At 37.3% G+C, this 12160-nt stretch carries 10 protein-coding genes; all 10 read left to right on the top strand.

The features are described 5' to 3' along the window. The first annotated feature begins 1 nt into the window (after position 1). The gene (gene recA / locus MKX78_RS10470) at positions 2–1042 is read left to right on the top strand and encodes a recombinase RecA (protein ID WP_095369461.1); all 1041 of its coding nucleotides are present in this window, start codon (positions 2–4) and stop codon (positions 1040–1042) included. Between the two features lie 464 nt (positions 1043–1506). Beyond that, positions 1507–3066 (top strand): ribonuclease Y, encoded by a 1560-nt coding sequence (gene rny / locus MKX78_RS10475; RefSeq protein WP_095369460.1) that lies wholly within the window; start codon positions 1507–1509, stop codon positions 3064–3066. Positions 3067–3189: 123 nt separating this feature from the next. Next, positions 3190–3987, top strand: a complete 798-nt coding sequence (locus tag MKX78_RS10480; RefSeq protein ID WP_095369459.1) for a TIGR00282 family metallophosphoesterase — start codon at positions 3190–3192, stop codon at positions 3985–3987. Between the two features lie 151 nt (positions 3988–4138). Next, positions 4139–4399 carry a stage V sporulation protein SpoVS gene (gene spoVS / locus MKX78_RS10485; protein ID WP_095369458.1) on the top strand — a complete coding sequence of 87 codons (261 nt, stop codon included), beginning with the start codon at positions 4139–4141 and terminating at the stop codon, positions 4397–4399. A 132-nt stretch (positions 4400–4531) separates the two neighbouring features. After that, positions 4532–5458, top strand: coding sequence for a dipeptidase (locus MKX78_RS10490; protein WP_095369457.1), 927 nt, complete (start codon positions 4532–4534; stop codon positions 5456–5458). 192 nt (positions 5459–5650) lie between these two features. Beyond that, positions 5651–7384: a 2-oxoacid:acceptor oxidoreductase subunit alpha gene (locus MKX78_RS10495; RefSeq protein WP_341050773.1), complete on the top strand. Its 1734-nt coding sequence runs from the start codon at positions 5651–5653 to the stop codon at positions 7382–7384. Then, the gene (locus MKX78_RS10500; RefSeq protein WP_095369455.1) at positions 7385–8251 is read left to right on the top strand and encodes a 2-oxoacid:ferredoxin oxidoreductase subunit beta; all 867 of its coding nucleotides are present in this window, start codon (positions 7385–7387) and stop codon (positions 8249–8251) included. It begins immediately after the preceding gene. Positions 8252–8468: 217 nt separating this feature from the next. Then, complete coding sequence (gene miaB / locus MKX78_RS10505) at positions 8469–10013, top strand: tRNA (N6-isopentenyl adenosine(37)-C2)-methylthiotransferase MiaB (RefSeq protein WP_341050776.1); 1545 nt, start codon at positions 8469–8471, stop codon at positions 10011–10013. Position 10014: 1 nt separating this feature from the next. Further along, entirely contained in the window at positions 10015–10440 is a 426-nt protein-coding gene (locus MKX78_RS10510; RefSeq protein WP_095369453.1) for a RicAFT regulatory complex protein RicA family protein, read from the top strand. 1020 nt (positions 10441–11460) lie between these two features. Continuing rightward, on the top strand, positions 11461–12003 hold the full coding sequence (locus MKX78_RS10515; protein WP_095369452.1) for an outer spore coat protein CotE: 543 nt from the start codon (positions 11461–11463) through the stop codon (positions 12001–12003). The last annotated feature ends 157 nt before the right edge of the window (positions 12004–12160 follow it).

Genomic DNA, 12160 nt, shown 5'->3' on the forward strand with positions numbered 1-12160 from the left:
CATGAGCGATCGTCAAGCAGCCTTAGATATGGCGTTGAAACAAATAGAAAAGCAGTTTGGTAAAGGCTCGATTATGAAGTTAGGAGAACAAGCAGAGCGTAAAATATCCACTATTCCAAGTGGTTCATTAGCTCTAGATACCGCTTTAGGAGTAGGTGGATATCCGAGAGGACGTATCATCGAAATTTACGGGCCTGAAAGTTCGGGTAAAACAACTGTTGCTCTGCACGCCATTGCTGAAGTACAAGCAGCAGGTGGACAAGCAGCATTTATCGATGCAGAGCATGCACTTGACCCTGTATATGCTCAAAACCTTGGGGTAAATATTGATGAGCTTCTTTTATCACAACCAGATACAGGGGAACAAGCCCTTGAAATAGCTGAAGCTTTAGTTAGAAGTGGTGCCGTTGATATTTTAGTTATTGACTCTGTAGCTGCTTTAGTACCAAAGGCAGAAATTGAAGGGGAAATGGGAGATTCTCACGTCGGTCTTCAAGCAAGATTAATGTCGCAGGCACTAAGGAAACTATCTGGTGCGATTAATAAATCCAAAACGATTGCGATCTTCATTAACCAAATTCGTGAAAAAGTAGGCGTTATGTTCGGTAACCCTGAAACAACACCAGGTGGTCGTGCATTAAAATTCTACTCAACGGTACGTTTAGAAGTGCGTAGAGCAGAAGCTTTGAAGCAAGGCAATGAGATTGTCGGTAATAAAACAAAAATTAAAATTGTAAAAAATAAAGTAGCTCCGCCTTTTAGAGTAGCGGAAGTTGATATCATGTATGGTGAAGGTGTATCAAAAGAAGGGGAAATTATTGATCTCGGATCAGAGATTGATATTGTACAAAAAAGTGGTTCTTGGTACTCCTATAATGATGAACGTTTAGGTCAAGGAAGAGAAAATGCAAAGCAATTCCTTAAAGAGAATACGGAAATTCGTTTGCAAATTCAAGAGAAAATCCGGGAGTACTATGGTTTAGACGTAGATAAATCTTCTAACAGCGATGATGAACAAGAGGAATTCGAACTAATCGATTAATTGAGAGAAAGCAGAGTACAGACTACTGTAACTCTTGTTACTTCGAAAAGAGATATTCACAACTTATAAATATAGTTGAATATCTCTTTTTGTATAGAAAAATCATGCGGTGAAAATCGTCATCTTCTTGAGCTCGTGATTATACATAATAACAGGCATTGTGGACTTATACTCTACCTTCAAGTACTTGACAATGAAATTCTGCGGCTTTACAATTAAAACTGTATAATTTACATTTTTTATATGTTAATTTGCATATTTGTTAAGGGAAGGTAGAAATAACCTTTTCAGAAGATATCTCTGTTGCAAACAATGGAGAATGCTTCCAAATAACTGTATTATTTGCAAACAATAAGAAGAATGAAAGCGTTGAAAAGCTTAAGTGCAGTATATTGTTAAAACGGTATACATGCCAACACTTTAAAAACGTAACAAAAAAGTTTATAGCAAGAGGAGGTGAAATGATGGAACTAGGTTATATCATCTCCATTTTGCTTGGCCTAATCGTTGCTGCTTTTGTTGGCTATTTCTTTCGAAAATCCGTTACGGAAGCAAAAATCGCTGGTGCCCGAGGAGCTGCTGATCAAATCTTAGAAGATGCAAAACGTGAAGCAGAAGCTCTAAAGAAAGAGGCATTACTTGAAGCGAAGGATGAGAATCATAAGCTTCGCACAGAGGCGGAACGTGAAATTCGTGAACGTAGGAATGAACTGCAAAAACAAGAAAATCGTTTATTGCAAAAAGAAGAGAATCTAGACCGAAAAGATGAAACGCTAGATAAGCGTGAAGCGGTTTTGGAAAAAAGAGACGACTCTCTTGGCAAAAGACAACAGCATATTGAAGAGATGGAAAGCAAAGTGGACAAAATGGTACAGTCTCAGCAAACTGAACTGGAAAGAATCTCCGGGTTAACTCGTGAGGAAGCTAAATCCATCATTTTAGATCGTACTGAACAAGAGGTTGCACATGATATTGCCATCATGGTAAAAGAGAGTGAATCAAGGGCGAAGGAAGAAGCGGATAAGCGTGCGAAAGAAATCTTATCATTAGCGATTCAAAGATGTGCTGCGGACCATGTAGCTGAAACAACGGTGTCAGTTGTTAACTTGCCAAACGACGAAATGAAAGGTCGTATTATCGGTCGTGAAGGGCGTAATATCCGTACACTTGAAACGTTGACAGGTATTGATTTGATTATCGATGATACACCAGAAGCCGTTATTCTTTCAGGATTTGATCCTATCCGACGAGAAACTGCTCGTCTTGCACTTGATAAACTTGTACAGGATGGAAGAATTCATCCAGCTCGAATCGAGGAAATGGTGGACAAGGCCAGACGAGAAGTGGATGAGCATATTCGAGAAATTGGAGAGCAAACGACATTCGAAGTTGGTGTCCATGGTTTACATCCTGACTTGATCAAAATATTAGGTCGCCTAAAATTCCGTACGAGCTACGGTCAAAATGTATTGAAACACTCGATGGAAGTAGCACAGTTGTCCGGTATGCTTGCTGCGGAATTAGGTCAAGATGAGACATTAGCTCGCCGAGCAGGATTATTACATGACGTTGGGAAAGCGATTGACCATGAAGTAGAAGGAAGCCATGTGGAAATTGGGGTTGAACTAGCGACGAAATATAAAGAACACCCAGTTGTCATTAATAGTATCGCTTCCCATCATGGTGACACGGAACCAACATCCATTATCGCTGTTTTAGTAGCTGCAGCTGATGCACTTTCTGCTGCAAGACCGGGGGCAAGAAGAGAAACGCTTGAGAATTATATTCGACGTTTAGAAAAGCTCGAAGAAATCTCAGAGTCATATGATGGTGTTGAAAAATCATTTGCTATTCAAGCGGGTCGTGAAATTCGCATTATGGTTAAACCGGAGCAAATTGATGATTTGGAAGCACACCGTCTTGCAAGAGATATAAGGAAGAAAATCGAAGAAGAACTCGATTATCCAGGTCATATAAAAGTAACGGTTATTAGGGAAACAAGAGCCGTAGAATATGCGAAATAAGAGCGATGCCTTTTAGGCATCGCTTCCTTTTTTGAAGGATAAAAAATCTTAAAGAGCTAACAATCTAGCATAGAGCTTGATTGGCGTATGTATGAATACAAGTATTTTTAGAAGGGGAATTTTATGAGAATTTTATTTGTAGGGGACGTTGTTGGATCATTAGGCCGTGAAATGGTAGAAGAGTATTTACCGAAGTTAAAGGAAAAGTATCGACCGCAAATAACCATTATTAATGGGGAGAACGCTGCTGGTGGTAGAGGAATTACCGAAAAAATATACAGGGAATTTTTATCGGCTGGAGCACAAGCGGTGACATTAGGTAATCACACATGGGATAATAAGGAAATATTTGATTTCATTGAGGAAGCAAAGTATTTAGTTAGGCCAGCTAATTTCCCTGATAATAATCCAGGGAAGGGTTTAGTTTATTTAAAATATAATAGTGAAGAAATAGCTGTTATCAATCTACAAGGTCGAACATTTATGCAACCAAGTGATTGCCCTTTTGAGAAGGCAGAGCAACTTATTGAAGAGGCAAAGCAAAGAACTCCGGTTATTTTCGTCGATTTTCATGGTGAAACAACAAGTGAGAAACAAGCAATGGGCTGGTATTTAGATGGTAAAGTGTCAGCAGTAATTGGGACTCATACACATGTGCAAACAGCAGATCAACGCATTCTGCCAAATGGGACAGCATTCATGAGTGATGTAGGTATGACTGGACCATACGATGGTATTCTTGGTATGGAAAGAGAAGCTGTATTAAAGCGGTTTATTACGAATATGCCGGTTCGTTTTGAAGTACCGAAAAGTGGAAGAGGAATATTGAGTGCCGTAACCATTGACATTGATATGAAAACAGGAAAAGCGAAGAAGATAGAAAGCGTTTTAATTAATGATGATCACCCATTTTATAGCTAAAAAAAACCTCCTCATTTTTTAATTTTTCTGGTCAAGCTGGAATATGTCTTTTTCATTATGAATATAGTAGCAGTGGAAACATTTATTGAAACCTGATGAACTCTTTAAAAAAAGAGCATTCAGGAGGGGGAAAAATGAGGAGGAGCTAGGAATGGAAATATTAAAAGTTTCAGCAAAATCTAATCCTAATTCTGTAGCTGGTGCGCTTGCTGGTGTTCTACGTGAAAGAGGAGCAGCAGAAATCCAGGCAATTGGTGCGGGTGCATTGAATCAAGCGGTTAAAGCAGTAGCAATCGCAAGAGGATTTGTAGCGCCTAGCGGTGTAGACTTAGTATGTATTCCTGCGTTTACAGATATTTTGATAGATGGGGAAGAGAGAACAGCTATAAAGCTGATCGTAGAACCTAGATAATGGCTGTCATGTCCCATCAGAAAAAGTAAAAGCTCATTTGATTATCAAATGGGTTTTTTCTCTTTGTAGAACGAAAAACAATAGAGAATGAATGAAATATTTTGTATATTTAAATAATAAGGGAGTGAGAAAGTGAAGATAGTTGATGGTCATTGTGATGTATTAGTAAAAATGTTTTTGGACCCTTCCATTGAGTTTCAGTATTCGCAGCAGCTTCAGGCTAATCTCAATCGATTATTAGCCGGTGATGTGAAAGTCCAATTGTTTGCTATTTATGTACCAGAGAAAATTCATCCAGAATTAAAGTTTAACGCAGCACTACAAATGGTTGATATTTTTTATGAGAAAATAGTTAAACCTCATCCTCAAGTGAAGGTAATTCAGTCGAGTGATGATCTTCAAGGATTACAGGAAAATGAAATAGGGGCGGTTTTAACTCTAGAAGGCTGTGATGCGATTTACAATGATGAAGTGAAATTAAAATCGCTGTTAAGGTTAGGTGTACAATCGGTCGGCTTAACTTGGAATTACGGAAATTTTGTTGCCGATGGTGTATTAGAGGAGAATGCAGGAGGACTATCACGATTTGGCAAAAAGGTTATTGAAATATTAAATGAACGCAATATATTATGTGACGTCTCTCATATAGCAGAAAAAGGCTTCTGGGATGTAATGGATATAGCTAAGAGACCGTTTGCTTCACACTCTAATTGTCTTCATTATTGTTCACATCCAAGGAATTTAACCGATGACCAAATTCGAGCTCTTATTAAGAAAGATGGTTTGATTGGATTGACTTTTGTTAGAGAATTCTTAAATGAGCCACATAGAGCTTCAATCAATGATGTATTAAAACATATTGATCATATCTGCTCCCTTGGTGGAGAAGACCATATTGGCCTTGGTTCAGACTTTGATGGCACTGAACCACCACTAAGAGGGCTTGAGCATGCTGGAGAATATCAATATTTGATTGACACATTATTACAGCACTTTCCACACGATGTCGTAGAAAAGATTACCTATTATAATTTTAAAAATATGTTATTTAGTAGATAAATAGATGAATTTTTCAAAACTATCTAAAAAAATAAACAAATCTATCAATTATTTAATCTTAAAGGCTTGCAATTTTACATTGTTAGGTCTAGAATTGAAAGCGTTTAGTACGTTAAATGGTGAAATGGATGTATAAAAAGAGATTATACAAGTTATTTACATATTTCTCATGTAATAAAAGGGGTGTAGGACATGGTGAAACAACTTTCGTGGAAGGTTGGCGGACAACAAGGCGAAGGAATTGAAAGTACTGGTGAAATATTTTCTATTGCATTGAATCGCCTTGGCTATTATTTATACGGATACCGTCATTTTTCTTCTCGTATCAAAGGGGGGCATACGAATAATAAAATTCGTGTGAGTACCTCTCAAACTCGGTCAGTTGCGGATGATTTAGACGTTCTTGTGGCGTTTGACCAAGAAACGATAGATGTCAATTATAAAGAGTTACATGATGGTGGGATTATCTTAGCAGATGCAAAATTTAATCCAGTGAAACCAGAAGATACAAACGCGCTACTTCTATCCATTCCATTTACACAAATGGCGACTGATCTGGGTACATCACTGATGAAAAATATGGTCGCTGTAGGCTCAACTTGTGCCGTTTTAAATTTGGATGTGGAAGTTTTCAAAGAAGTGGTAGAAGAGATTTTTGCTCGCAAAGGACAAGCCGTTGTAGATAAAAATATGGAAGCGATAAAAGCTGGCTATGATACAACAGTTGAACAATTAGGTAAAACAGATGGCTTGATGCAGTTGGATGAAGCGGATGGTAAGAAAAGAATGTTCATGATCGGAAATGATGCCATTGCTCTGGGTGCATTAGCTGCAGGAAGTCGATTTATGGCTGCTTATCCAATTACACCAGCCTCGGAAATTATGGAGTATCTAATAAAAAAATTACCTGAACTTGGTGGTACTGTTATTCAGACAGAGGATGAAATTGCTGCTGCAACTATGGCGATTGGTGCTAACTATGCAGGAGTACGTGCTTTCACAGCCTCAGCCGGCCCAGGATTATCTTTGAAAATGGAATCGATTGGCCTAGCGGGTATTACAGAGACACCATTAGTTATCGTTGATACTCAACGTGGTGGCCCGTCAACAGGTCTACCAACGAAACAAGAACAGTCAGATTTAATGGCTATGATTTATGGAACACATGGAGAAATTCCAAAAATTGTTCTTGCACCAAGTACAGTACAGGAAGCGTTTTATGATACTGCTGAAGCATTTAATCTAGCTGAAGAATATCAATGTCCTGTAATTGTTTTATCAGATCTACAATTATCATTAGGTAAACAAACAGTGGAACCGTTGAATTTTAATGAAGTAGAAATTCGCCGTGGGAAGCTGCAAGGTGATCTACCTGAAATAGATAGCAAAGAATATTTTAAACGTTATGAAGTGACGGAGGATGGCGTATCGCCAAGGGTAATCCCAGGGATGAAATATGGAATCCACCATGTTACAGGTGTAGAGCATGATCAATCTGGAAAACCATCGGAATCAGCAGCAAATCGTATTCAACAAATGGATAAACGGTTCCGTAAAATTGAAAATGTGAAATTTAATACACCAGTATATAAAAATGCCCCTCATGAAGAAGCAGACTTGTTATTAGTTGGTTTCATTTCAACAAGAGGTGCAATTGAAGAAGCGATTACTAGATTAGAAGCAGACGGTTTGAAGGTTAATCACGCACATATTCGTTTGATTCATCCATTCCCAACTGATGAGTTAATGCCGTTAGTTGCAGCTGCTAAAAAGGTTGTGGTGGTTGAAAACAATGCCACTGGACAGTTAGCAAATATTATCAAAATGAATGTTGGACATGCGAATAAAATCATTAAATATAATAAGTACGACGGGAATCCTTTCTTGCCGCACGAAATCCATACAAAGTGCAAGGAGTTGTTCTAAATGGCTACGTTTAAAGACTTTCGAAATAATGTAAAACCGAATTGGTGCCCAGGCTGTGGTGACTTCTCTGTTCAAGCTGCTATTCAACGCGCATCGGCTAATGTTGGTTTAGAACCTGAAGAGTTAGCTGTAGTATCTGGAATTGGTTGTTCTGGACGGATTTCTGGCTATATTAATTCATATGGATTTCACGGAATCCATGGACGTTCATTACCGATTGCTCAAGGTGTTAAGATGGCGAATAAGGACTTAACGGTTATTGCTTCTGGTGGTGATGGGGATGGCTTTGCTATCGGTATGGGGCATACGATTCATGCTATTCGCCGCAATATTAATGTTACGTATATCGTAATGGATAACCAAATTTATGGCTTAACTAAGGGCCAAACATCTCCGCGTTCATCTACCGGTTTTAAAACAAAATCAACACCTGAAGGTTCCATTGAACAAGCGATTTCACCAATGGAAATGGCTTTAACGGCAGGAGCTACGTTTGTTGCACAAAGTTTTTCAACCGACTTAAAAGATTTAACTGCTCTCATTGAACAAGGAATTCAACATGATGGATTTTCACTTATTAATGTGTTTAGTCCATGTGTCACTTATAACAAAATCAATACGTATGATTGGTTTAAAGCGAACTTAACTAAATTAAAAGATATTGAAGGATACGATTCTTCCAATAGAGAACAAGCAATGCAAACCTTAATGAAACACGAAGGATTAGTAACTGGACTTATTTATCAAGACACAGAGCGTAAGTCTTATCAGGAAATGCTACATGGTTATTCAGAGACACCGTTAGCAAAGGCTGATTTAAACTTAGATCAAGCGTACTTTGATAAGTTAGTAGAAGAATTTATGTAAATTAAATAAAAGACTTAAGAGAATCCATTGTTGATTTTCTTAGGTCTTTTTTATTCTTTATAGAATGTACGCCTATTTTTAATACTTTCCTACGAAAAAGAATAGATCAGGTGCATTGCTATTGTGTTCAATAGAAATACGCTTTATACTATAGTAATGTGTATAGAAATAATGGATAGAAATCGCCTACAGTATCATAGAAAGGGGCATGTCGTAAATGAATGAAAAACAAAGATTAGAAAGTCAACAAGTAAAGGTCGCAAATCCTGCGGACAAAAAATCCGAAAAGGATTACAGTAAGTATTTTGAACATGTGTATACAGCTCCATCTTTAAAGGATGCGAAGAAACGTGGAAAAGAAGATGTCAAATACCATAAGGATTTTGAAATACCGAGTGAATTTGCCGGCTTAGGGGAAGGTCGTAAGTTCTATATCCGTACATATGGATGTCAAATGAATGAGCATGACACGGAAGTAATGGCAGGGATTTTTATGAATTTAGGCTATGAACCAACTGAATCCGTAGATGATGCCAATGTGATTCTTCTAAATACTTGTGCAATCCGTGAAAATGCGGAAAATAAGGTGTTTGGTGAACTCGGACATTTGAAACATTTAAAACAGCAAAATCCTGATTTACTTATCGGTGTTTGTGGGTGTATGTCTCAAGAAGAATCTGTCGTTAATAAAATTCTTAAAACATATAACCAAGTAGATATGGTGTTCGGAACACATAATATTCACCGCTTGCCAAATATTTTACAAGAAGCTTATATGTCTAAGGAAATGGTACTTGAAGTTTGGTCTAAAGAAGGCGATGTGATTGAAAATTTACCTAAAGTGAGAAGAGGTAATATCAAGGCTTGGGTAAATATTATGTATGGCTGTGATAAATTCTGTACGTATTGCATTGTTCCTTATACAAGAGGAAAAGAGAGAAGTCGCAGACCGGAAGATATCATTCAAGAAGTTCGTCAATTAGCGGCAAAAGGCTATCAAGAAATTACTTTATTAGGACAAAATGTGAATGCTTACGGTAAAGACTTTAAAGACATAAAGTATGGTCTTGGGGATTTAATGGATGAAATTCATAAAATTGATATTCCTAGGGTCCGTTTTACAACTAGTCATCCACGTGACTTTGATGACCATCTCATTGAAGTGCTTGCAAAAGGCGGCAACCTTGTAGAACATATTCATTTACCTGTACAATCAGGTTCGAATGATGTATTGAAAATTATGGCTAGAAAGTATACCAGAGAACAGTTCCTAGAGTTAGTACGCAAAATAAAAGAAAACATACCAGGAGCAACTTTTACTACGGATATAATTGTTGGTTATCCGAATGAAACTGAAGAACAGTTCGAGGAAACGATGTCGCTCTATCGTGAAGTAGGTTTTGAAGCGGCGTATACTTTTATCTATTCTCCTCGTGAAGGTACACCTGCTGCGAAAATGAAGGATAATGTACCAATGGAAGTGAAGAAGGAACGCTTACAAAGATTAAACGCGCTAGTAAATGAAATATCTGCTGAATCTATGAAGAAATACAAAGATGAAATAGTTGAAGTGTTAGTAGAAGGGGAAAGCAAAAACAACCCTGATACATTAGCAGGCTATACAAGAAAGAACAAGTTGGTAAACTTTAAAGGACCGAAGACAGCAATAGGAAAAATCGTCAATGTGAAAGTGACGGATGCTAAAACTTGGTCACTTAATGGTGAGATGATTGAAGAAAAAGAAAATCTTGAGGTGAGCTAAGATGGCGAAGTATTCTAAAGATGATATTGTAAAGCGTGCAAGAGAACTAGCTGTAATGATTGCTGAAACGGAAGAAGTAGATTTCTTTAAACGTGCGGAAGCACAAATTAATGAGAATGAAAAAGTTTCAAAGATTATTACGCAAATTAAAGGTCTACAAAAACAAGCGGTTAATTTACAACATTATGGGAAAGAGGAAGCTTTAAGAAAAACAGAAGCGAAAATTGATTCTCTTGAAGAAGAGCTAGATGCAATTCCTGTTGTTCAAGAGTTTAAACAATCTCAAGTGGATGTGAATGATTTATTACAAATTGTCTCTTCAGCCATTTCTAACAGAGTGACAGATGAGATTATTTCGTCAACTGGTGGCGATTTACTATCTGGTCAAACCGGTTCACAATTGAAAAATTCAGGCTGTCAACATTAAGAATGAAATTGAAGGGTGATCACAAGTCGATGTGATCACCCTTTTGATTTTTCACTATTGATATCAGCAGCTTTTAGAAACTTGTTTTATAAGTTTATTGTTCTTTAAGAAAGGAAGTGTTTCTCATGGATTACTTTAGACTTATGAATATATTCTTAGATTTCGGACTTCTTATTGTTGAATAGAATGATTATCAATATAGGTTAAATATGTGGATTTATCACCCTTTCCTTCGTTGTGTAAGAGGAAAATAGGATCTTTTTTTGCTTGTTAAAAAATACATCACATTCGATGCAACCGTATTTATAACCAATTGCCTGCAATCCATAATCGCCCTTTTTAAAAGCAATAATACATCTGCATCGTTGTCGCTTTGGGCAATGATTGAATCGGTTGCAGCTGCACAACCTTTGTTGATGAAAAACTGTAAAGTTATAAAGATATTGTAAAAAAGTAGTCTAAAGACCAGCAATAGTACCCAGCGCTGCTGATCTGTGCTTATTTAAACGGCTAATCTCACTTATGCATGTATCTTATTTGTTTCTATTGAGGAGTAAATTTATATCTCTAATTTTGCGCCGTTTTGTGAGAAATGAAAAAGTGTACTATAAGAAAACAATATAATTGGGAACAAACTATACAGTAAGGTGAAATTTGAGAATTCAAATTTTCTACAAGTGAGATGCGTTTTCAAGATATTATTTAACTTACCAATTAATCTTTCGTAAGACAACTATCACAATAACGCCACTTCTATCCTCGTATGATTAATTTAACAGCTACGTGACAATCAATACCGGTATTTGAACCAAAAGTGAGAGAGAATGTTTCAAGAGGTTGCTGAAAAATCTTTCCTAGATTGGGCCCTTGCCCACCTCAGTCCGTAACAATCGCCCGTATGCGGCATATGATAAAGCATGCTAATGGATTTGGCTAATTGCCCACAAGAAAATATGTCGCACACTAGTCTAATATCCCGCATAGGATGAATTGAAAATGAATGAGGAGGGTTCGCTCGCAATGGGAGACTATAGAGAGATAATAACGAAGGCAGTCGTTGCGAAAGGACGTAAGTTTATCCAGTCCAATCACACGGTTTGTCCTCAACACCACCCATCTAGTATTCTTGGTGCTTGGATCATTAACCATAAGTACAAAGCGAAAAAGGTGGGAAATACTGTAGAGGTTAGCGGAAGCTTTGATATCAATATCTGGTATTCTTATAAAGATAACACGCAAACTGAAGTAGTTACAGAGTGCGTGGAATACAAAGATGTAATCAAAGTGAAGTATCGTGATGAAGAAATCCTTGACGATATTGAAGTTGTTGCACGGGTCGTTCAACAACCAAACTGTATTGAAGCAACAATCTCTAAAAATGGCAATAAAATTATTGTACATGTGGAGAGAGAGTTTATTGTTGAAGTCATTGGAGAAACAAAGATTTGTGTAGCAGTTGCTGATGCTGGTGACTGCGAAGATGAAGATTGGGGATTAGAAGCAGAAGATGAGGAATTTGAAGACTTAAACCCAGACTTCATCATTGGAACTGAAGAGGAATAAAAACTAACTAGGAGGTTTTACTTCCTAGTTTTTTTCTTTTTTCAAAGTGTTGAAGAGTTAAGGCGGGTAAGAGTATGAAGCATTTCTAATCGTTTGTTGACTTTCAAGTATGATATAATGAGATAAGAAAATAATAGATTATAAATTATGTGGAGGA

Origin of the sequence: Cytobacillus sp. FSL R5-0569, assembly GCF_038007265.1 — a bacterium.
Lineage (GTDB): Bacteria > Bacillota > Bacilli > Bacillales > Cytobacillaceae > Cytobacillus > Cytobacillus kochii.

Coding starts and splice junctions, on each gene's coding strand:
- MKX78_RS10495 (WP_341050773.1), top strand. CDS start 5,651: ATGGTGAAACAACTTTCGTGGAAGGTTGGCGGACAACAAGGCGAAGGA.
- miaB (WP_341050776.1), top strand. CDS start 8,469: ATGAATGAAAAACAAAGATTAGAAAGTCAACAAGTAAAGGTCGCAAAT.
- MKX78_RS10515 (WP_095369452.1), top strand. CDS start 11,461: ATGGGAGACTATAGAGAGATAATAACGAAGGCAGTCGTTGCGAAAGGA.
- recA (WP_095369461.1), top strand. CDS start 2: ATGAGCGATCGTCAAGCAGCCTTAGATATGGCGTTGAAACAAATAGAA.
- MKX78_RS10510 (WP_095369453.1), top strand. CDS start 10,015: ATGGCGAAGTATTCTAAAGATGATATTGTAAAGCGTGCAAGAGAACTA.
- MKX78_RS10480 (WP_095369459.1), top strand. CDS start 3,190: ATGAGAATTTTATTTGTAGGGGACGTTGTTGGATCATTAGGCCGTGAA.
- MKX78_RS10500 (WP_095369455.1), top strand. CDS start 7,385: ATGGCTACGTTTAAAGACTTTCGAAATAATGTAAAACCGAATTGGTGC.
- spoVS (WP_095369458.1), top strand. CDS start 4,139: ATGGAAATATTAAAAGTTTCAGCAAAATCTAATCCTAATTCTGTAGCT.
- rny (WP_095369460.1), top strand. CDS start 1,507: ATGGAACTAGGTTATATCATCTCCATTTTGCTTGGCCTAATCGTTGCT.